Annotated in this window: 20 protein-coding genes and 8 tRNA genes; 2 read left to right on the forward strand and 26 right to left on the reverse strand. The window is 24.6% G+C overall.

Going from position 1 to position 22,423, the window contains the following annotated elements; translation table 4 throughout:
• Positions 1–438 precede the first annotated feature (438 nt).
• A complete protein-coding gene (locus tag ACXX85_RS00110) occupies positions 439–1,230 on the reverse strand; it encodes an HAD-IIB family hydrolase (protein WP_436358487.1) in 792 nt (263 codons plus the stop codon).
• A 71-nt stretch (positions 1,231–1,301) separates the two neighbouring features.
• Between ACXX85_RS00110 and ACXX85_RS00115 the strand changes: the two genes are divergently transcribed.
• Positions 1,302–2,300, forward strand: coding sequence for a hypothetical protein (locus tag ACXX85_RS00115; RefSeq protein ID WP_458560323.1), 999 nt, complete (start codon positions 1,302–1,304; stop codon positions 2,298–2,300).
• A gap of 195 nt (positions 2,301–2,495) precedes the next feature.
• Here ACXX85_RS00115 and ACXX85_RS00120 read toward each other — a convergent pair.
• The 14 genes from ACXX85_RS00120 to tsaE form a co-directional block, all read right to left on the reverse strand.
• Positions 2,496–2,571, reverse strand: a tRNA-Phe gene (locus ACXX85_RS00120).
• 1 nt (position 2,572) lies between these two features.
• Positions 2,573–2,649, reverse strand: a tRNA-Asp gene (locus ACXX85_RS00125).
• A 2-nt stretch (positions 2,650–2,651) separates the two neighbouring features.
• Positions 2,652–2,727: transfer RNA gene (locus tag ACXX85_RS00130), tRNA-Met, on the reverse strand.
• Between the two features lie 65 nt (positions 2,728–2,792).
• Positions 2,793–2,883, reverse strand: a tRNA-Ser gene (locus ACXX85_RS00135).
• A 1-nt stretch (position 2,884) separates the two neighbouring features.
• Positions 2,885–2,961, reverse strand: a tRNA-Ile gene (locus tag ACXX85_RS00140).
• Between the two features lie 25 nt (positions 2,962–2,986).
• Positions 2,987–3,063 (reverse strand) — tRNA-Met (locus tag ACXX85_RS00145).
• A gap of 1 nt (position 3,064) precedes the next feature.
• Positions 3,065–3,141, reverse strand: a tRNA-Ala gene (locus ACXX85_RS00150).
• A gap of 1 nt (position 3,142) precedes the next feature.
• A tRNA-Pro gene (locus ACXX85_RS00155) sits at positions 3,143–3,219 on the reverse strand.
• A gap of 129 nt (positions 3,220–3,348) precedes the next feature.
• On the reverse strand, positions 3,349–4,953 hold the full coding sequence (locus tag ACXX85_RS00160; protein WP_458560324.1) for an ATP-binding cassette domain-containing protein: 1,605 nt from the start codon (positions 4,951–4,953) through the stop codon (positions 3,349–3,351).
• Entirely contained in the window at positions 4,946–6,292 is a 1,347-nt protein-coding gene (locus ACXX85_RS00165; RefSeq protein WP_458560325.1) for an ATP-binding cassette domain-containing protein, read from the reverse strand. The genes ACXX85_RS00160 and ACXX85_RS00165 overlap by 8 nt, the downstream gene beginning before the upstream one ends.
• Positions 6,293–6,519: 227 nt before the next feature.
• Positions 6,520–8,388 carry a class III lanthionine synthetase LanKC N-terminal domain-containing protein gene (locus tag ACXX85_RS00170; RefSeq protein WP_458560326.1) on the reverse strand — a complete coding sequence of 623 codons (1,869 nt, stop codon included), beginning with the start codon at positions 8,386–8,388 and terminating at the stop codon, positions 6,520–6,522.
• The gene (locus ACXX85_RS00175) at positions 8,389–8,532 is read right to left on the reverse strand and encodes a hypothetical protein (RefSeq protein ID WP_458560327.1); all 144 of its coding nucleotides are present in this window, start codon (positions 8,530–8,532) and stop codon (positions 8,389–8,391) included. It lies immediately after the preceding gene.
• Between the two features lie 282 nt (positions 8,533–8,814).
• Entirely contained in the window at positions 8,815–9,354 is a 540-nt protein-coding gene (gene tsaB, locus ACXX85_RS00180) for a tRNA (adenosine(37)-N6)-threonylcarbamoyltransferase complex dimerization subunit type 1 TsaB (RefSeq protein ID WP_458560328.1), read from the reverse strand.
• 1 nt (position 9,355) lies between these two features.
• Positions 9,356–9,751: a tRNA (adenosine(37)-N6)-threonylcarbamoyltransferase complex ATPase subunit type 1 TsaE gene (gene tsaE, locus ACXX85_RS00185; RefSeq protein ID WP_458557220.1), complete on the reverse strand. Its 396-nt coding sequence runs from the start codon at positions 9,749–9,751 to the stop codon at positions 9,356–9,358.
• Between the two features lie 38 nt (positions 9,752–9,789).
• Between tsaE and ACXX85_RS00190 the strand changes: the two genes are divergently transcribed.
• On the forward strand, positions 9,790–10,743 hold the full coding sequence (locus tag ACXX85_RS00190) for a potassium channel family protein (RefSeq protein ID WP_436358493.1): 954 nt from the start codon (positions 9,790–9,792) through the stop codon (positions 10,741–10,743).
• 50 nt (positions 10,744–10,793) lie between these two features.
• Here ACXX85_RS00190 and proS read toward each other — a convergent pair whose 3' ends face one another.
• The 11 genes from proS to ACXX85_RS00245 all read right to left on the reverse strand — a co-directional run bounded on the left by proS (position 10,794) and on the right by ACXX85_RS00245 (position 22,416).
• Positions 10,794–12,224, reverse strand: a complete 1,431-nt coding sequence (proS, locus tag ACXX85_RS00195; RefSeq protein WP_436358494.1) for a proline--tRNA ligase — start codon at positions 12,222–12,224, stop codon at positions 10,794–10,796.
• A 137-nt stretch (positions 12,225–12,361) separates the two neighbouring features.
• Positions 12,362–14,863 carry an endopeptidase La gene (lon, locus tag ACXX85_RS00200; protein WP_436358495.1) on the reverse strand — a complete coding sequence of 834 codons (2,502 nt, stop codon included), beginning with the start codon at positions 14,861–14,863 and terminating at the stop codon, positions 12,362–12,364.
• A 105-nt stretch (positions 14,864–14,968) separates the two neighbouring features.
• Positions 14,969–16,093: an HAD family acid phosphatase gene (locus tag ACXX85_RS00205; protein ID WP_458560329.1), complete on the reverse strand. Its 1,125-nt coding sequence runs from the start codon at positions 16,091–16,093 to the stop codon at positions 14,969–14,971.
• A 184-nt stretch (positions 16,094–16,277) separates the two neighbouring features.
• Positions 16,278–16,916 (reverse strand): MPN527 family putative ECF transporter permease subunit, encoded by a 639-nt coding sequence (locus tag ACXX85_RS00210; protein ID WP_436358497.1) that lies wholly within the window; start codon positions 16,914–16,916, stop codon positions 16,278–16,280.
• On the reverse strand, positions 16,909–17,784 hold the full coding sequence (locus ACXX85_RS00215; protein ID WP_436358498.1) for an ROK family protein: 876 nt from the start codon (positions 17,782–17,784) through the stop codon (positions 16,909–16,911). The genes ACXX85_RS00210 and ACXX85_RS00215 overlap by 8 nt, the downstream gene beginning before the upstream one ends.
• Positions 17,784–18,407 (reverse strand): uracil phosphoribosyltransferase, encoded by a 624-nt coding sequence (upp, locus tag ACXX85_RS00220; protein ID WP_436358499.1) that lies wholly within the window; start codon positions 18,405–18,407, stop codon positions 17,784–17,786. Before upp ends, ACXX85_RS00215 begins: the two co-directional genes overlap by 1 nt.
• A gap of 37 nt (positions 18,408–18,444) precedes the next feature.
• A complete protein-coding gene (gene deoC / locus ACXX85_RS00225; RefSeq protein ID WP_436358500.1) occupies positions 18,445–19,113 on the reverse strand; it encodes a deoxyribose-phosphate aldolase in 669 nt (222 codons plus the stop codon).
• A 2-nt stretch (positions 19,114–19,115) separates the two neighbouring features.
• Positions 19,116–20,411, reverse strand: a complete 1,296-nt coding sequence (locus tag ACXX85_RS00230; protein ID WP_436358502.1) for a pyrimidine-nucleoside phosphorylase — start codon at positions 20,409–20,411, stop codon at positions 19,116–19,118.
• Positions 20,412–20,470: 59 nt separating this feature from the next.
• Positions 20,471–21,169, reverse strand: coding sequence for a purine-nucleoside phosphorylase (gene deoD, locus ACXX85_RS00235; RefSeq protein WP_436358503.1), 699 nt, complete (start codon positions 21,167–21,169; stop codon positions 20,471–20,473).
• A gap of 130 nt (positions 21,170–21,299) precedes the next feature.
• Entirely contained in the window at positions 21,300–21,908 is a 609-nt protein-coding gene (gene pgsA, locus ACXX85_RS00240) for a CDP-diacylglycerol--glycerol-3-phosphate 3-phosphatidyltransferase (protein ID WP_436358504.1), read from the reverse strand.
• The gene (locus tag ACXX85_RS00245) at positions 21,901–22,416 is read right to left on the reverse strand and encodes an MHJ_0274 family protein (RefSeq protein WP_436358505.1); all 516 of its coding nucleotides are present in this window, start codon (positions 22,414–22,416) and stop codon (positions 21,901–21,903) included. The genes pgsA and ACXX85_RS00245 overlap by 8 nt, the downstream gene beginning before the upstream one ends.
• Between the last annotated feature and the right edge of the window lie 7 nt (positions 22,417–22,423).

The following is a 22,423-nucleotide window of genomic DNA, read 5'->3' on the forward strand; positions in this document are numbered from 1 at the left end:
TTACTCAATAAAATATATTTGTAATGTAGTTAATATTATTTCGAAATTTTACAAAATATCATTTTAGTTTTATTTTTAAAAACTTGTTATTAATAAAATTTCACTATCATAATTACCATTATTTTGTCTTCTTTTAAAATAGTATTTCTGATAAAACTGCTATTTTTGATACTAAATAAAAACTTTTAAATTTCATTTTAAATAGAATATTATTTAACATTTTATTTTTATTGTAAATTTTAATCAAATTTTTGATAACCACTTTACTCATATATTTAAATTATATCATTTTATTTAAAAAAATTCATAATTATTCAAAAAAATAATCAAAATTTTTCAATTTTTTAATAAATTAGATTTTGATTTAAGAAAAATACGGAATATTCTTTTTTTAGGATTCCGTATTTTTTTATTATGTTTTGACTAATATTTATTTTTTTATTTAAATGATTTTAGTATTTTTGATACTCCGCCGTTCTGTTTTCTCGGTCCTACGACATCCGCAATTTCTTGCAACCTTTTAGAACCACTTTTCATTGCTACTAAAGTACCTACAATATTTTTTGTTGTAGAATCGTTCATAGAATCGCCAATGTGCATTGATTCTTTTAAATCAATATTTAAAAATTCTGCTATGGTTTTTGCTGCTTCTCCTTTTGAACAATCATGTCTTGTAATTTCAATTGCGTAATTTTTACCCACAATTCTTGCGTCTATTTGGTTATGAAATTTAGTTGTTAAATCATTAAATAAATTTTTAATTTTCTTTTTTGAATGTCCTATTACAAGAATTTTATTTAATTCTTTGATTTCAAACTCTTCATAGTCTTTATGACTAAAGTGAGAAAATAAAGAATATATTTTATTTCAAAAACCACGTCCATAAACTATTGATCCAGGATTTGCAACAAAAGTAAGTTTTTGATTAATTACTTCATCCAAAATTTGTTTAATTACTTCTTGAGAAATTTTATAGTTTTGAATTTCCTTAAAATTTTTGTCAAGTATAATGGAACCGTTTTGACATACTATAAATTTAGCATTAACTGATTTAGCTATTTTTTCTACTTCATGATTAAAGGTTCTACCTGTTGAAATAACAACAGGATATTGTTTTGAATATTCTAAAACAGCATCTTTATTTTTTTCACTCATTTTAGCTCAAACACCTATACCTTTATCTAAAAGTGTTCCATCTAAATCTAAAAATAATAATTTTGGAAATTTCATAGGTTAATTATACTTGTTTAATTAAAAAATATGCTAAAATTTATAATTAATTTTAATGTAGAAAGGAAAATATGTTCCCATATAAAGCTGAGTCTTTTAATGGAAATATTGATTTAGCAATTTTTGTTAATCTATTAATATATATATCAATATTATTAATAGTACCAATTACAATGGTTTTACTAATTGCTAAATTAAAACCAACTATTAAAAGAAGTTCAAATATTTACTTATATGCCCTAAGTGCAGGAATGCTAATTATTATAGGAACAGTAGGATTTTTAAGAGAAGGTTTTGATACCATCGAACACAAAATTCATCATCAAGATGAATTGAAAGATTTTCTAAGTAAAAGTGTTTATAATGAACAATTATTGACTTTAGCAATAATTGGTTCAGGAGCAATTATTGGAATTGGTACTATTTTTATTGTTAGATATATTTTTGTGCGTTTTTTTGGTGTTTCTGATGTTCACAAAGACCATAATGAACATGGTCATAGCGACCACATTATAAACTTTAGTGATATCGATAATCCTAAATCTGCTTGATTAGCTATATTATTGCTTTTATCACATAGAACAATTGATGGATTTATTTTAGGAGCTACTGTCTCAAGAATAAGTGTAGGTGAAGATATTAATGCAGGTTTAATTGTTACATTTAACATTCACATTGTAATTGAAATTTTAATTGTTTATTATAGACAAGTACAATATGGTCAAACAATTAAAAAAGCAGTTATTTATAATTTATTAACTACTCTTTTATTAATTCCTATTATGACTATAGGAGCATTTATAAATAGACATTTACAAACAATTTGATGATTATTACCAATAATAAATGCTTCTGGTGGTTCTATTCTAACTTTTGTTGTTGTAATAGAACTTGTTCCGGAATTCATTCACTTGAGAAATGGTTCAAAAAAAGAATGATATTGATCATTAATATTCTTTGCTATTGGAATTATAGGAACTTTAATGATGCTTTCTTTCCACTCTCACGAAGCAACACATGTAGAAGAAGTGGTAGAAAATCATTCATTCATTAAGTTACTTTTAAAATAAGAAATATTTCAATCTATTAAGATTGATTTTTATTTTTATTAGTTTCTCAGTTTAGATAATTAAAAAACCGTTTATGCCTGTTTTATGGGGTAAAACGGTTTTTATTTATCTGATTTAATTACATTTTTATTTAATGATTCTTTTTAAAAAAGAATAAAAAAAATCACCTTCAAAAGGTGAGGTCATTTTTTGAAATGGTGGCTCCGACAGGAATCGAACCAGTGACACACGGAGCTTCAATCCGTTGCTCTACCTACTGAGCTACAGAGCCATGGCGGTCCAGACGGGGATCGAACCCGCGATCTTCTCCGTGACAGGGAGACGTATTAAACCACTTTACCACTGAACCGTTGGTTGCGGAGATAGGACTCGAACCTATGGCCTTCGGGTTATGAGCCCGACGAGCTACCAACTGCTCCACTCCGCTATATAAATGTTGTAAATTGACAACATTGGAATTATTTTTAAGTTATTACCTTATTTAATAATAAATGGCGGGCAATGAGGGATTTGAACCCCCGCGGGCGGTGAAGCCCCTGCTAGTTTTCAAGACTAGTCCCTTCAGCCTCTTGGGTAATTGCCCATGGTGGACCCAACTGGACTCGAACCAGTGACCGACCGGTTATGAGCCGGTTGCTCTAACCAACTGAGCTATAGGTCCAAAATAAACCCGCTGGATTTCCATATGGTGGCTCCGAAGAGAGTCGAACTCTTGACCTTTCGGGTATGAACCGAACGCTCTAACCAACTGAGCTACAGAGCCATGGTGGAGAGGAAGGGAGTCGAACCCTCTACCTCCTGCGTGCAAGGCAGGCGCTCTAGCCAAGTGAGCTACCCCCCCATGGTGAAGAAGACAGGATTTGAACCTGCGACCACTACGACCCAAACGTAGCGCTCTGCCAAGCTGAGCTACTTCTCCGTTGAAAATTATAACATAAAATAAAAAAATCAAAATATTTTTTAATAATTTTTTTTAAATTTATTTTTAGAGGTATATTTATTAAAAAAATAATAAGAAAAGAACACTTATTTAGTGTTCTTGATTTTATTATATTTCATTTAAATTTATTATTTTATTAAATTTATTTAATTGTTTTAAATCTAAATGATGTGATACATAAATTAAAGTTTTATTGCTATCTAAAAATTTATTTAAAATTTGCTGTGCTAATTCTTTATTTAAATTAGATAATGATTCATCTAAAATAATAAAATCTTTATTAAAGTAAATTAATCTAGAAAGTGCAAGTCTTTGTTTTTGTCCTAAAGATAAAGATGTAAAACTATCAAAATCACTAGAAAATGCATTTGGCTCTAATTCTTTATTTAAACCCACAAATTCTAATGCTTCTTTTATTTTTTGCTCATCATTTTCAAGCAAGGAAACATTTTCAGAAACATTTTTGTCAAAAACAAAATTTTGATTATCCAAGTAAGAAATAGCATTTTTTATACTTTTGTCATTGAATTTTTTTATATCTTGATTGTTAATAAGAACTTGTCCTTGATAATTGTCTAAATCATTTAATAAAATGCTAAGAAGTGTTGATTTACCAGAACCAGAAGCACCAATTAATGCATATTTTTGCCCTTTAGAAAAGGTTTGATTGAAATCTTTAAAAATTACTTTATTATCAAAGCTTAAATTTAAATTTTTAATTTCTATTTGCTCTATTGAAGCGAGTTTTAATTGATTTTCTTCTTTTTCAAGATTTGTTTCTAAAAGTTTATAAATTTCTTTTGAAGCAACAATTTTTTTAAATTCAGAAATAAAATCTAAAAATTCAGTTTTAGAATTTTCAATAACTTTTTTAAAAATATAAATCATTCCTATACTTACAGAAGAATCATTTTTAAAATATATAAATACCAAAATAATTATTCCTATTATTTCACCTGCTTCAACAACAAATTGTGAAAGACTGTTATTAAAAATATTAAATCTTTCTCTTTTATAAGTTTTTAAATAATAATCTAAAATTTCTTTTTCTATAAAGGAATAAAGCATATTTTCTTTATTAGCATAATATAAAACAGTATATCTATCTATTCAATAAGTAAGTTTAGAAGATAGTTGATTAAAAGAAATTTGTTTTTGTTCTGTATACATTTTTGCTTTTTTAACTGAAATTAGATTTGGAATGGTGCTTAAAGTAAAAATTGCTAAAACTATTAATAAAATTACTCAATTAGTTATTCCAAAAAATAAGAAAATAAATAGTAAATTTACTAATATTGCAGTTAACTGTGCTAAAGGAATGATGGATTGATATGTAATTGCACTACCATTATTTATAATTGAATTAAAAGCTAAATCTGGACTATATTTTTTCATTCCTTTTGCATTAGTATTTAAAAAATCACTATAAAAGTTTTTAGAAATACTTTTTGCAACATAAAGCAATAGTTTATTATGAAAAGTAAAGTAAAAATAATTACTTACTAATAAAACCACATTTGCTAAAATTAATATTATTATTAAGGTACCAAAAGTTAAAAAAGGATCATTTTTAATAAATGACAAGGTTTTTAAAACACTATCAATTGCATAACCTTCAATAATTGAGAGAACCATTTCTATAACACTTATTAAAATAGAACAAATTAGAAAAACAAAAAAAGTAAATTTCATATTTTTTAATGTTTTATTCATTTTGATCTCCTTTTAGTTCAATAACGTGATCATAAAAGTCTGGATTTTTAAGATGATGTGTGCAATTTATAAATAGTAAATTAGGATTGTTTTTAAAAATATTTTCTAAAATTATTTTTGCATTTTTCTCATCAATATTAGACATTGCTTCATCCAAAATTAATAAATCTGGGTTTTTAAAGAAATATCTTGCAATGTTAATTCTTTGTTTTTCTCCAACAGATAATTCATCATCTTCTTTAAGTTCTCTATTTAAATCTAAATTTTCTAAATTTACTTTTAATAATGCTTGTTGAACTTTTTGCTCTTGATTCTCTTCTCAAAGAGAAATATTATTATAAATAGAATCAAAAAATAATTCTTCTCTATTAGATAAAAACATTAAATTTTCTTTTAAATTATTTATATTAATTTCTCTTAAATCTTTTCCATTTATACGGATATTTCCTTTATAATCATCAATTTGTTTTAATAAAATATTTAACAAGGTAGATTTTCCTGATCCCGATTTTCCTATAAGAGCATATTTTTTACCTTTTTCAAAAGTAAAATTAAAATTTTTGAAAATTTCTTTTTCTTCATAGTTAAAATCAAGAGATTCTACTTCGATTTTATCTATATTTTGTTTTACAATATTTTCTTTAGTAATTTCTTTTGCACCTGTAAATTCTTTAATATATTCTTTATAAGTTCCAAAATATTGAAGCAGCATAATTATTTCTCTAAAATTATGAGCAAATCCCATAAAGAAAGAAGGTATAACAAAAATGGTTCCCACAGGTTCATTTAGATAAAAAATAAAATAGCCTGTTATAAAAAGCAATAATATTGATGAAATAATTTGAAAAAAACTATTAATTAGTTCAAGTAAAATTACTTTAGATTTTTTAGTATTTATTTCTTTTATTCAATTATTCAAAATCGAATTAACCAATTTAATAATTTTTTCTTCTTTATTTAAATAATATAAAATTTTAAAACCATTGAAAACTGTCTGTAAAGAAGAAATAAGATTTTCTTGATTTACAACATATTTTTCATTAATTTTACCTGCTAAAATACTTAAAAATAAAGGAATTATAAACGCTAAAATTAAAACTGCAATTCCTATTAAAGCAAGTTTTCAACTTATAAAAAACATAATTATTAAAACTACAATATTAGTTAAAGTTTTTAAAAAACCTTCTAAGGAATGTTCAAAAACTAAACTAGTAATTTCAGGAATTCTTTCTTTAATTCAAATTAAATATTTTCCTTCTTTATTTTTCTCTATTTCATAATTAGAAATGGAAGAAATTTTTGTAATAGCATCTTTTGTTAATGTTTGATTTATTTTCATATTTAATTTATTTTTAAAAAATAAATAACAAAACGTTGAAATTACAAATAAAGATGATAAAACTGTATTTGCAATAATAAATTTATTATATTCTTCCCAATTTTTTTGTTCTATTGAATTTATTAAGTTTACCAAATATAAAACTAATAGAGATGAACTTAATATAGTAAATAAATAAAAAATTGTAAAAAATATGATTATTCATTTATTACTAAAATATTTTTTCATTATTCCTCTCTTTCTTTTAATAAATAAATTAAAAACTTTATACCGCTATAACCAAATAAAAATGAATTATCTACTTCTTTTCCATTAAAATCAATAATTTTTTTATTTTTTAATGCAAATTCAATAAATTTTATTTCTTCAATTAAAGAATTTTCTTTTTTATTAAATAATTTATTGTATAAAAACAAAATAAGTATTATACCTAAAAAACCTCTACCTATAGAAATTTTTCTTGTAAAAAAATAATTGATATTTACACATATTTTATTTATGAAATTATCATATTTATTTATATTAAACATCACTTTAAAATACATTAAAATAAAAATTATACCTGCTGTTCCATCTATTAGATAAATAGATAAATTTTGACCATTATTATATAATAAATGATCATCAATATTTGTCATAACGCTATTTAATCAAACATCTATTTCTTTTTCTATTGAATCTTTATCCATTATTTTTTTTGAGTCTTTTATTTTTAATAAAATGTCATTAAATAAAAAATTTTTATCATTTAAAAAATTGCTAATAAATTGTAAAATAAAAACAATATTATTTTTTTCAAAATTAAAAGATAAAGTATTTTTAAATTCTAAAATTTTTTCTATTTTATTAATAGATGTTTTATAATGTAAATTTTTTAGTTTAATTTTTTTATTAAAATTTTTATTAAATTCCAATATAAATTTTTTTAAAATATAATTATTATTTTTTTCTAATAAACAAGAAAAAAATAAGTTTTTATCTATTTCTTTATTGTAATCAAAAAAGAAATCTGCAAACATTAAATATAATTTATTTAAATCTTTTTCTTTCGAATTTTTGATATTTTGATCATAAATAGATTTAATTTTAATTTTTTCTTTTGAATATGTATAAAAAGAAGTTTCTAAATCTATAAAACTGATTTCTTTTGTTTTTTCATTTAAAACAAAATTATCTAATTTAACATCATTGAGTATTAATTTTGAATTTTCTAAATATTTTTTAAAATCAGTTATTTTTTTTAATAAACAAATATAATTAGATTCATCAAAATTTCTGTTCTCAGGTAAAAGTAAATTATATTTTCATTTTAATTTATAAAAATTTTCTCCTTTTTTAAATTCATAAACAAAAAAATAGCTTTGTTTGTTTCAAAAATACTCTATTGATTTAGGAAAATATTCTTTTTTTTCTTTTTTAGATATAAAAAACTCATTTTTTCTAATTTTTATGTTGAAATTATTTAAAAAATGTCTTTTAGATTCTTTTATAATAAAAAACTTATTTTCTTTTTCTGATAATCAAATATTAGAAAATGAATCAAAAGTAATCAATCCTATTAACTTATAACCATTTAAGTCTTTTTTAATTTTAGAAGTGATTTTAAATAAATCCTTGATTGAATCTGGTTTGTATTTTTTTATTATATTATTATAATCTTCCTTTTTTTCTTTAGAAACACTTCCCCATCTATAATGGATTATACTTTTTTTGTATTGTCTATCTGTATATGTTAAAGGAGCAGAAAATTTTTTAAATTTTTCATATAAAACTAATATTATTTTTTTAGCTGTTTTTTCATCTTGTGGATATATTGTTATAAATTTACCTGTTAAATTATTTAAAGATTTTGAAGTTAATGTTTCTTTAAAAACATTTAAACTTTTTATAAATTTAAAACTAACTAAATTTCTTTTTAAAATTTCTGATGCTAAATATAAAATTTCTTTATAATTTTGCAAAGTAGCTGATATATGAATTTTTCATCCTTCATCTGGAAGGATTTGATTTTTTACAATATAATAATAAAAGGGAAAAATATTAGTTTTTTCCCATTTATTTGATAAAAATTTTACTTTTTGTGCTATCTGTCTCATTTATCTACAAATTACAGTTACACATATAAATGTTTTAAGTTTTTTTGCCATCATATATTCACCATAATTAAAATCTTTATCAGCTATCGCAACTCTTTCTAATGTCATAGGTGATACCATATCAAAATTATATAATTCTTGCATTTTTTTCCTCCTTTATTTTATTTGCTAAACAAAAAATTTACTTTTTCAAGTAAATTTTTATTAATTGTTTAAATTCTGATAATAATAATATTAATATTATTTTTATTATTTTTTAAAAAATTAATTTACTTGAAAAACGAAAAGTTTATTACTAATAATAGTAATAATATTTTTACGATTCTTAATAAAAATATTTCTTTTCATTTTTCTCCTCTTTTGTCTAACAAAATAATTCTATCATATTTTTTCTTAATTTTAAATTTTTATTATCTTTTTTTACATTTAACCAATATGTGGTTTTTTTACATAAATTGGTTGAATTTCAAGCAAATTTTCTTCTAGTTTAAATAATTTTTGATAATCAAAGAAATTATTTATTACATCTAAATAATCAATTGCTCAGTTTTGATTTCTTTCAACCACTTCAATATCTGAAAGGATTTTCCCTTTTTGAACAAATGCTTTATAAGAAGATTTACCACGAGCATCAATATATGCAATTTCTTTATTTTTTGTATGTAAAGACACTAAATTAAAACTAGAAGTTGTGTAAATATTAATGTTGCTTAATTGTGAAATGGTACGACAAAAAACTAAAGCTATCCTACTTCCTGTGAACGTTCCTGGACCTAAATTAATGTAAAAACTATTAATATTTTGTAAGCTAATATAGTTTCTTTTTAAAAGGTTTTTAAAAACTAATGGCAATTTTTCTGATTTTTCTTTTAATTCAGTTTCTAATACATAATCAATAAGTTTGTATTGAGAATTAAAAAGAGCAACAACTAAATCATTTAATGTTGTATCTATAAAAATTTTCATTTTAATCCCCCGTATTTATAGTAATTTCATAAATTCTTTCATTGTTTGAAAATTTTATATCAATAGCAATAAAATTTTCATAATCTAAATTTAAATTTTTAGATCATTCAATTATAACTTTTTTATCTTCAAAATAATCTTCAAATTCTTCTAAATCACCTAACAGATTATAAGCATCGATATGTATTAAATTAGAATATACTTTCATTTTGTTAAAAGTGGGAGAAACCACGTTTTCTTTAATACCTAACTTTTTAGCAATTAATTTTGTCAATGTTGTTTTTCCTGCTCCTAAATCTCCATTTAAATATAAATATTTTCAATTAAATTGGAAAATATAATTTACTATATCTTCTAAATTTTCTTCTTTTTTTATAAAAATTATTTTATCTTTCATATTTATATAATTTTATTACATTTTAGTATAATACAATTATGAAAAACAAATTATTTTTTTTAAAAAGTGACTATTTTCTAACTATTTTAGATAATATAGTTGCTACTAGAGAAAATATGAAAGGTATTAAAGACGAACATCAACAAAAAGTTAAAATAACTAAAATAATATATTTTTCAGTGATTTTCTTCTTTTCTATTCTTTCTATTTTCAGTACCACAATTTTAGCACTTTACTTAAATAATAACGATTCTTCAGGAATTAAACATTTAGTAGGGTTTATGGAAGTGTTCACATTCTTTTTAATGATATTTGATTATCTTTTATGAATGTGAAGTGCTCCTGTTAGAAATGTAAAAAAACATAAATATCCAAGAATTTTCTTTGTATTTTCTGTCTTATCTTTTAATTTAATATTATCAATATTGCCTTCATTATATTCTATTGATTTATTAACACCAACAGAATTAAATATTTCTTGAATAACATTATTAAAAAGTTTTAAATTTTTAAGAATGATTAGAATAATTTTATTATTAAATTTATTTTCATCATTTTCTTCATTATTTTCTGTTTTTAAAACACAAAAAACAATTTTAACCAATATCTTTGTTTTTATAATAATTGTTATTTTGCTTTTCTCTTTAATTATTTTAGATGCAGAATTAGATTATATTAAAAACAATAAAATACCAGAAGAAGATTTAGGTAGTTATGTAAATACGTTTCCTAAGGCTATTTATTTTACAACTATTACTTTAACAACTATTGGGTATGGAGATATAACTCCCCATTCAGATATTGCTAGAAGTTTAGTAGTAATTATGTCAATTATAGGTATAGCTATCTTTGCAATCCCTTCCGGGGTTATTGCAGGAGCATTTTTATCAAAAGTGCAAACTAAAATTGAAAAAAAAGAAAAACATAAAAATACCAAAAATACAGAAAAACAAAACAAAAACGAATCAAATAACCAAAATAGTGATAAATAATTATTTGAACATAAACAAAGAAAAACACAAGTTATTTAAACTTGTGTTTTTTAGTAAGCTTTTGCAAAAAGAACATATCTTTTTGAAGGTTTTTGTGAAAACATACATAATCCTTCATCAACTGGCTTTAAATATTTAAATGGAATACATCTAGAAGTAGCACCAGTTTCTTTTTGAATCATTTCTTCTTCTTTTTCATCGCCATTAAATGCAGTAATGACAAATTTATTTTTAGCAATTTCTTTTTTGAAATCTTCATAGTTATTTACAACTACTGTATTGTCTTCAAGTCTTTTTTTAGCTCTTTGATACATACTATCTTGAATTTCAATTAATTTGTCTTCAAGATAATCTCTTAAAATAGAAATTTTTACTTTTTCTTTTTGTAATGTATCTCTTCTAACTACTGTAACTACACCTTCTTCAACATCTTTAGGTCCTACTTCCACTCTAATAGGAACTCCTTGAATTTCTGAATTAGCCGCTTTATATCCTGGTTGATTATCGCTTCTATCTACTCTAACTTTTAGTTTTTTAGCTAGTCATTTTTCTAGTTGATTTACTGTTTTTGACACTTGTGGATTTTTATTTGCAAAAAGTTCGAGAATATCAACTTGAATTGGAGCTATTCTTGGTGGAATTACAATTCCAGAATCATCTCCGTGAGTCATAATTAAAGCACCTAATAATCTTGTGGATAAACCTCAAGATGTTTGATAAGCAAATTCATCTTTATTATCTTTATTTGTAAAAATAATTTTGAAAGCACGTGAAAAATTTTGAGCTAAATAATGGGAAGTTCCTGATTGAAGTGCTTTTCCATCCTTCATCATAGCTTCAATTGTATAAGTAGAACAAGCACCTGCAAATTTTTCTCTTGGTGTTTTTTTACCAACAACTGTAGGAATAGCTAAATATTTTTTTAAAAATCTTTCATAAAGTTTAATCATGTCTCTTGTGAATTTTCTAGCTTCCATTGCATCGGAGTGAACAGTATGTCCTTCTTGTCATAAAAATTCACTAGTTCTTAAAAAAGGATTTGTTGTTTTTTCTCATCTCATAACTGAAGTTCATTGGTTATAAATCAAAGGCATATCCTTATAAGATTCAATATTTTTTTTAAACAAATCAGCAAATAAAACTTCACTAGTAGGTCTAATATACAGGTTATTGTGTAATTTTTTATCACCAATATGTGTTACAGTAACAAGTTCAGGAGCAAAACCTGCCACATGCTCTTTTTCTGTATTAATAAAGAAATCAGGAATTAGCATTGGTAAATAAACATTTTGAATTCCTTTTTCTTTAAATAATTTATTCATTTCTGTTTGAATATTTTCTCAAATAGCATAAGAATTAGGTTTAAAGATTATAGTTCCTTTTACAGGACCATATTCTATTAATTCTCCGTTTTTTATAACATCCACATATCACTGTGCAAAGTTTTCTTTTCAAGGTGTAATTTTATCAAGCTTTTTCATATGTATAATTTTATATTTTTTTGGTAAAAAACAAAATAAAAAATTGTTTTTTTAATATTATTTTAACTTTTTGAAAAAAGGTATTCATTAAATAAAAAATCAACCATTATGATTTTGGTTGAATTTTTGTTTTTAAATTATTTATTTTTTGTTTGAGATTTAAAAATATAATTGTAAATTTCTTGATAGTTAGAAACTGGGTGGAAAGTAATATTTTCTTTAACTTCTTCAGCTAGATCAACAATATTTTTTTCATTATCTTTAGGAATGAAAATAGTTTTAATACCAAATTTATATGCTGCAAGAGTTTTTTCTTTTAGACCACCAATTGCTAATACTTTTCCTCTTAATGTTATCTCTCCTGTCATTCCAATTGTTGGAGAAACAGGTTTTTTAGCTAAAGCAGAAATAATTGCGGTAGTGAAAGTTACACCAGCAGAAGGTCCATCTTTTGGAACAGCTCCTTCAGGTACGTGGATGTGAATTTGATTATTTTCAAAATCAAAATCAATACCAAATTCTTTAGCATTTGCACGAACATAACTAATAGCTATTTCTGCAGATTCTCTCATAACATCTTTTAATTGACCAGTTAATTTGATTTCAGCTTTTGTAGAAGGAACGGTATTAACTTCAATTGACAATGTTGAACCACCATAAGCAGTATAAGCTAGTCCGTTAACTATCCCTATTTGTGGTTTAGTTTCGTTTATATCATCTGAGAATTTTTCAATTCCAAGCATATCTGTTACAACTTTTTTATCAACTATAAAATCTTTGTCTTTGCTAATTTCATTTTTTAAGAGTTTAACGATAATTTTTCTAGCAATTTTATCTAAATTTCTTTTTAAATCCCTTACTCCCGCTTCTCTTGTATAAGATTTAATAATATATTCAATTGTTTCTAAATCGATATTAAAGTATTTTTTATCTAATTGAGTTTCGCTTAAAACTTTATCTAATAAATGATTTTTAGCAATTTCTTTTTTCTCTAATAAAGTATAGGAAGATAATTCAATAATTTCCATTCTATCTGCAAGAGCTTCGGGAATACCATCAAAGTAATTTGCTGTTGCAATAAAAATAACTTTAGATAAATCATATTCTGTTTCTAAATAATGATCTTGGAAAAATTTGTTTTGCTCTGGATCTAAAACCTCTAGCATTGCTGATGCAGGATCTCCTCTAAAATCTGAAGACATTTTATCAATTTCATCTAATAAGATAACTGGGTTAGAAACACCTGCTTTTTTAATTGCATTAATTATTTTTCCTGGCATAGCTCCAACATAAGTTCTTCTATGTCCTCTAATTTCTGATTCATCTCTAACTCCACCAAGAGAAATTTTTATCATTTTTCTTCCAATGGCGTCAGAAATAGATTGAGCAATAGAAGTTTTTCCTGTTCCTGGAGGACCAACTAAAGTTAAAATAGGCATATTATTATTTAATTTATTAGAATGTTTATCAAATAAACTTAAATCTAAAGCGGCATTTTCTGTAGGCAATGGCTTAATAATATTTAATTTTTTCTCATCATTTTTGTTTTTTATGTTTGTTAAAACAGCAAGAAATTCTAAAATTCTTTCTTTAACATCTTTTAAACCAAAGTGTTTTTTTGCTAATTCCTTGGATGCTTGTTCTATGTCTAAATGATCAATTTTTACTTTTCTTCAAGGTAAATTATAAATTAAATCTAAATAATTTTTAGTTACATTGGCTTCAGGAGAGCTAGACAACATTCCTTTTAATTTTCTTGTTTCATTTTTAATTATTTCTCTTACTTCTAAAGGAAATTTATTTTCATCATCCTTTTTAAACAATTCTTTTTCATTTTTTTCTTCTTGAGAATCTTCATCACCTAATGTTTGACGAATTGCTCTCATTTTTTCTCTTAAAATAAATTCTTTTTGTTGTTTATCAAGAGTTTTTTTCATTTTATTTTCTATTTCATTAACAATTGCTCTTTCTTGAATTAAACTATTAATAAAATCTGCCATTGCTGCTAATCTTTGTAAATTATCTGTTGCAAAAATTAAACGTTTTTTATATTCTTTTGGTAAATCTACTTCTTCAGCAATTGCTAAAAGCGGAAAAATGATTTCATTTTCATCCATTAAATTTTTTAATGAAAAAAGTGGTTCAAAAAATTCTTTAATTGGTTTTAAAAAAGAATGATTTGAAAATTCTTCTTCCATTTTTCTAATACCAGCTTTTACAGCACCAAGACTAGAAGAATTAAACTTTATAAATTCTGCATCAACATCTTGACCAATAATTCTACTAAAACTTTTATCTACCGGAGAAAAAGAATTAATTTTAACCTTTTGAGCTGTTGGCAACATATTTAATTCGACAAAAGTTTTCATTTCTCTTTTTATATCAATTATTCTTCAAACTATACCAACTTTTTCTTCATCAGGAATTACTTCCATATTCATTGTAGAGTCGATTCATAAATCAAAATGAGAAATAACCACAGGAAAACCTTCACTTAAATCGTTATTTTCCCCGTATTTTTCCCTTTCTTTTCATAAAAATTTAAATTCTTGTTCATCTAGTCTAATTACTTTTTTAGTAAAAAGAAAGACTTCATCGAAATTTAATAATAACATTTTGTTTTTTGTTTTATTTTGCATATCTCCCCTTTGCTTAATTTAATTATTCAATTATACAATAAATAAAATTATATAATAAAAATTAGCACTCTCCAATAAAAAGTGCTAATTTTTTTAAAATCTATTTTAATCTTTTCATTTTAATGAATTAAGTGCTGCTTTTAGTGCTGCAACTTTTTTATCATCAGAAAGTCCGTAATATCCTTCTGCAAGTCCTTCTTCAAATCCACCATATGAAGCATTACCACCAATTAGAACATATCCTTCTGCTCAAGTTTCATTTTCGTGAGTTACTTTGCCATCTTTTTTTGTGTATTTAATTCCTTTTGTATTAACATCAAAGTTACCAAATAATTTTTTTGTTGTTTCTAATACTGTTTTTCTATCTGTATTAGATTTTTTAGCTGATGCTATGTCGTTGAAATCATCAAAGTTATCTCCAACTCTCATAACAACTTTAAAGGAAACAGCAGTTGCTCCTGATTGTTCAGCACTTAAGTCAAATTTTTTATCAGAACTTACTAAATTCATTCTTGCTTCTTTAGCAGATTTTACCCTTTTTCCATTAGCATCTTTTTGAATGTGATCTCATGGTTTGTCTTTGGTTAAATCAACTCCTTGCATTCATCAAATTCATTTTGGCATGTATTTTGCTTCTAATCCTTCAGCTACTAAATTTGCTTTTGTAGGTTCTAGTTGATTTTCTTGTTCTCTATTTGAGTTGAACATAACAACTCCACCTTTTGATCATACGTGTTTAATAAATTCAATAGCTCCTGCTATTTTTTTAGCTTTTTTATCTTGAACAAATTGATTTCATGAATCTGCATTAAATGTTTGTTTATGTAACACTAAGTAATTTTGGTAAGCATAGTTATTTAAAACTGTTTCATCTAAATCCATAAATACAACTGGAATAGATTTTCCTTCTGTTGTATTTGTAACAGTTACATGTTCTCCATTTGTTTTTACTTTATCAAGTTCAAAAACACTTGTTTGTCCTTCTACTAAAGTATCAAATTGTTTCATTGCTGATTGGTATAAAGTGTATGCCATAGCATCTTTTTCTGCTGAAACTGAATTTCAAACATTAGCTAATCATCTTTGATTATCTAAAATGTTTTTATCTTCTGAATTTTGGTTAGTTGAAGTTTGATTTGTTGTTTTTTCACCACAAGAAACAACAGTTGCAAAAGCGATTGCTGGTGTTAACACTAGACTTGATTTAATTAAAATATTCTTTAATTTCATTTTTCTCCTTAAAAATATTAATTTTTGATTACATATAAAATTATAGAAAAATATGAATAATTTTTATAAAATAAAATCAAAAAGTTGCATTTTTTATGAATTTTTATGGAAAAATTCATTTTATGCCCTTTTAGTTAATTAAATTTTGAGTCCGTTTCAATAAAAAAACATCATATTTTGTTTTTTAAATATGATGTTTTTGTTTTCTGTGATTTTTATAATAAGTTTCTAAAAATACAATAATTCCAAAGGTTAATATTGAAGAAAGAAGGTAATTAGCTAAATTAAATGGAATAAAAGTAATTAAAGAAACTGTAAAATATTCAGTTAAATATTCTTTATAACTCATTTTTAAACCATATAAATAAAAATATGGTCAATTAAAAACAAAAATATTTAATGTGGTAATTACAATAGTTGTAACTATAATAGATAAAACTAAAGATAAAACAATAAACCAGTTTTTATTTTTAATTATTTTTTCAAAAAGTTTTTTAAACAAGAAAAAACTAAATATAAAGATCAAGTTTGCTACTAATAAAATAAAATGTCCCAAATAACCCGTTGCATCTATATTTAATTGAATTACTGGTCCTAAAAGAAATCTTATTAATAAAGCAATTAAAGTATATCTATAACGCAAAAAGAACGCGATTGGAAATATAAAGATAATTGATAGGTCAATTTTTAAACCAAAATCCCCAAGTGGTCACGCTATATATTTACTTAGAAAAAGAGCTATTAAAGATAAACAAAGAAAAATAGCTGTAAATACAATTGAAAACACAACTCTTTCTTTGGAGTAAGAAAAGTTTTTATGCATTTAATAAATAACTTAATCCAATAAGTGCTGAATTGTCCTTTAATTTATCAAATTTAAACTTAACTTGTTTAAATTGTTGTTTATCACAAAGTGTTTTTGCCATTTTAATAGCTTCTTTTACAAAGAAACTGTTTTTGTGAGTTACTGAACCTCCAAAAACAATTAAATTCGGAGCTAAAATCCCTATAAATGTAGCAATAGTTTTAGCTAAAGTTATAACAGATTCATTATAAACTCTTTCAAAAGTTTCATCTTTGTTGTAATTTTCTAAAACTTCTTTTGCATCTACTTTTTTATCTTTTAATTGACTAGCTCTTAGTGCAAAACCTGTTCCAGAAACAAATAGTTCTGCAGCATATTTAGATAAATGAAATGTGCTAAAAAGTGGTTCTCCAAGAGGAATTCTAGCAATTTCTTGTCCTAAATGATTTACTCCAGTGTAAATTTGGTTGTTAATAACTAATCCTGCACCAAATCCTGTAGAAATGGTAAAAAATTGAGTTATATCTTCTTTATTTTGATTATAAAAATGATGGTTAGCTAAAGCCATAGCATTAGCGTCATTTTCAAAAACAATTTTTTCTAATTTAGTGTTATTTAAAAGGTATTCTTTAACATTTAAATTTTTTCAACCTTTTAAATTAGGAGTGTTAAAGATGATACCATCTTTGTAGTTAGCAGGCCCTGGAATGCAAACTGCTAATTTATTAATTTCATATGTATTGATAAGTTTAACTATTTTATCAAGTGTTTCTTGTCAGTTAGTTGTGTTTGTTTGAAATTTAATTTTTTTTGTAATTTTGTGTTCTTTTATTAAAGCGAAACGAACATTAGTTCCGCCAATATCAACTGTTGCAAATTTATTCATTATTTTGTACCGAAAATCCTATCTCCTGCATCTCCAAGACCAGGTAATATATATTTTTTATCATTTAATTTTTCGTCTTTTGCTGCTAAAAAGATTTTAACATCTGGATGTTTAGAAGAAACATGATTAATTCCTTCTTGCACACCAACAAGACAAACTAAATTTATATTTTTAAATCCATCAGCTTTTAATCTACTAATAGAATCTACTGCTGATGTTCCAGTGGCAAGCATTGGATCTACCACTAAAATTAAAGAATCTTTAGAAACATTAGGTATTTTATAAAAGTATTCATGAACTTCAAAAGTTTTTTCATCTCTATAAACTCCAATATGTCCAACTCTTGATGTTGGAACAAGTGATAAAATTCCTTCTACCATCCCAAGACCAGCTCTTAAAATTGGTACTATGACAATTTCTTGTTCCATTTTTTGTCCAATGGTTTCCACTCCCACTGCTGTTTTAACTTTACAATCGACAGTTTTATAATCTCTTAAAATTTCATACACCATTAATGTTGAAATTTCTTTTAGTAATTCCCTAAATAAATGGTGTGTTGTGTTTTCGTCTCTCATTATTGTTAATTTTGTAGTAATTAGGGGGTGATTTAAAACTTTTACCATTTATATTTCTCCTTTATTTTTCTGTATATTTGGTTTTTTAATAGTTATTATTTTTATCTAAAGCTATTCCTTGCATAATTTGAACACCTGATGATGTTCCAAATCTTGTAGCACCAAGATCATACATTTTTTTCAAGTCTTCTAGACTTTTTACTCCACCGGCTGCTTTGATTTCAATTTTGTCTCCTACAACTTCTTTCATAATTTTAATATCTTCTTCTGAAGCACCTCTATATGAAAAACCTGTTGAAGTTTTAACAAATTCTGCTCCGGAAGCTAAAACTATTTCTGTTGCTTTTTTGATTTCGTCCTTAGTTAATAAAGCGGTTTCTACAATAACTTTTAAAATTTTAGAACCGATTTCTTTTTTAACTGCTTTAATATCGTTTAAAATAAATTCATATTGTTCGTCTTTTAATTTCCCGATATTAATAACCATATCAATTTCATCAGCTCCGTGGTTAACAGCGAGTTTTGCTTCTTGTGCTTTTGCTTGTGTAATCATTGCACCTAAAGGGAAACCAACCACTGCTGTGATTCCTACTTCAGAATTTTCTAATTTTTCTTTTACATATTTTACTCATGATGAGTTTACACAAACTGTTTTAAAACCGTATTCTTTTGCTTCAGCAACAAGTTTATTAATTTCTTTTGTTGTTCCTTCTGGTTTTAAATAAGTGTGATCAATTAATTTTGCTCAATTCATTTTTACTCCATTTTTTCTAAAATTATTTTATTTTCTACTGTTTGAGAATTTATTTTATATGAATCTTTTAATTCTTGAACTAATTCTTCATTTATTGGATTTGAAGAATATAGTGTGAATAAAAGATCGTTTTTATTAACTTTGTCATTTGTTTTTTTGTTAATTTGTATTCCTGCTTCAAAATCGATTGAATCTTCTTTTGTTTCCCTTCCTGCACCAAGTTTTGAAGCAACGATACCAAAATCTAATGCGGAAGTGATTTCCATATATCCATCTTTTTGGGCAAATACTTCTAATTTGTATTTTGGATTTCAAAAATCAGCAGCTTTCAATTTATCAACATCTCCGCCTTGGAATTTTACAAATTCATAAAATTTATCAAGTGCTTTACCGTTGTGAACTACTTCTTCAATCATTTTTAAAGCTTCTTGTTCATCGTTTGTAACTTTTGCTTGTTTTAGAATTGTAGAACAAGCAGAATAACATAGCTCAACAAAATCTTTTGGTCCATTACCTTTTAAAGTTTCAATAGCTTCTAAAACTTCATTTTTATTTCCAATAGCTTTTCCCATTGGTCTAGACATATTGGTTATTTCTACTCTAACATCTCTATTAAGTTGTTTTCCTATAGTAATCATTTGTTCGGATAATTTTTTTGCTTCTTCTAAATTACTCATAAAAGCACCATTTCCACATTTTACATCTAAAAGAATTGCATCTGAACCAGTTGCTAGTTTTTTAGACATAATTGAAGATGCAATAAGTGGAATTGATGATACATTTCCCGTAACATCTCTTAAAGCATAAAGTTTTTTATCAGCAGGAACTAAGTCATTGCTCTGTCCTATAACTGCAATTTTGATTTTATTTACTTGATTGATAAATTGTTCTTCAGTTAACTCAACTCCAAAACCTGGAATTGATTCTAACTTATCAATAGTTCCACCTGTATGTCCAAGTCCACGACCTGACATTTTAGCAACCGGAACACCTAAAGCTGCTATAATTGGACCTACTACTAAAGTTGTTTTATCACCAACACCACCAGTTGAATGCTTATCAACTTTTATTCCGTGAATTGAAGATAAATCAATTATTTTTCCTGATTTCATCATTTCTAAAGTAAATTTACCAATTTCTTTAGGTGTCATTCCTTTAAATAAAATTGTTGTTAGAAAGGAAGACATTTGATAATCTTTAATTTCTCCACTTACATAATTATGAATAATAAATTCAATTTCTTTATCTGTAAGTTCAAAACCTTCTCTTTTTTTTATTATTAAATCAACTATTCTCATTTTTTTCTCACTTTTCTTTTTTTAAAATAGACCAACCTAAAAGTTAGTCTATTTTTGTTTTATGCAAGTTCTAAAGCAATTTCCATCATTTGTAAAAATTTAGTTTCACGTTCTTCTGATGAAGTTTCTTCTTTTGTAATTAAATTATCTGAAATGGTTAATAAACAAGCAGCTTCTTTATTTAATTTTTTAGCATTTGCAAATAAAGCAAATGATTCCATTTCAACAGCAACTGCTTTTGTTAATTCAATTGTCTTATTTAATGGTCTAGAAGAGTAGAAAACATCAGATGAGTGAACTCTTCCTACATGTAAATTAATTCCTAATTTTAAAGCATTTTCTAATAATTGTGCATTTAATTTTTTAGATGGTTCTAATAAATGTGTATTTTCTCCAAGCACAAGTTGTGAAAATGCGTGTGAATCTGAATAAGCACTATCAGCTAATAAAACATCGTATAATTTTAAATCTGCTGTATAAGCTCCTGCAGAACCTATTCTTACAATTCTATCTACATCATAAAATTTAAATAATTCATATGAGTAAATTCCAATTGATGGGACTCCCATTCCTGATGCAGCGATTGTAATTGGTTTTCCTTTGTATAATCCAGTGTACATAAACATATTTCTAACTGTATTTACAAGTTCAACATTTGTTAAAAATTTTTCAGCAATAAATTTTGCTCTTAATGGATCTCCAGGCATTAAAACTGTTTTAGCAATTTTCCCTGGTTTTGCATTAATATGTGGGGTCATTTTTTCTCCTTAATTTAACTAATTTATTATTACTATTATACAATAAAGTTATCTAAAAGTTTTTAAATTTATCTAAAAAGAAATATAAAATAAATAAAAAACTTCTTGGGAAAAAGAAGTTTAATTTATATTATTTTTTTAGAATTTTTGTCATTTCTTTCACATATAAAAATCCAGAAAATAAAGAGAAAATAAGTGCTATAAAAAGCGGGATATTTACAACTCAGTAGATTCAAACTCAGTTTGTATTATTAATAAAAAATGGTGTTATTCAGAAAAGGAAAGGAATAGCAAAGCTTTGAATAAAGGTTTTTCATTTTCCTCAAATAGAAGCACTAATATTTAAATTATTTTTTGCTGCTAAATTTCTACATCCATCCACAACAATATCTCTAACAATGAAAACAATTACTACTCAAATTTCTGTAAAATTAAATAGTCCTAAAAATATTAATGCAGTTGTTGTGATAACTTTATCTGCAATTGGATCAAATAGTTTTCCAAAATTGCTAACTACATTTCATTTTCTTGCTAAATATCCGTCTAAAAAGTCTGTAAACATTGCAAGCAAGAAGATGATAACAGAAACTGCTAAAAGATGAAAATTAATAAAACTATCTTTAAAGGCATATTTATAATGTGCATTATTGTAATAAATGACTAAAAGAATAACAAAAGGAATTCATAAAATCATTCTAAAAATAGTTAAATAATTGGGAATATTTTTCTTTTTAGACATTTGATAAAACCTCTTGCTTAAATTGTTCTTTTTTAGATAAATATTCTTCTGAATTTTTTTCTAAAAAGATTTTTTCCATATCTTTAAAATATTTTATTTCTTCTTGATTTTTTTTAGATCATAAATTTGATTTATTTTCAATTAAATTTAAAATATTTTGATGAATTGTAGTATCTCTTTCCAATTTATTATGAATAAAAATTTTTTTATATTTTTTTTCATGAGTGATTTCTTTTAATTGTTTTTCTGCAAAACTACGAATGTCCTTCATTTTTTTATCACCAACAGAAACTACAAATTTTTTTAAAAAGTCATCGTTAATTTCCATTATTGCATTCACTTTATATACAGATGCTTCAATTACTTCTTGCTCTATTTTATTTAATTCTGCTTTTTCTTTTTTGATTTTTTTTCTTTTGATTCTTTCTGAAATTATTTGAAATAAAAGAACTCCGATAATTAAAGCTAGTAAAACCCCAGCAATAACTCATATTGTTACTTGATCCATATTATTT

It is taken from the genome of Mycoplasma sp. Z386, from assembly GCF_054343375.1.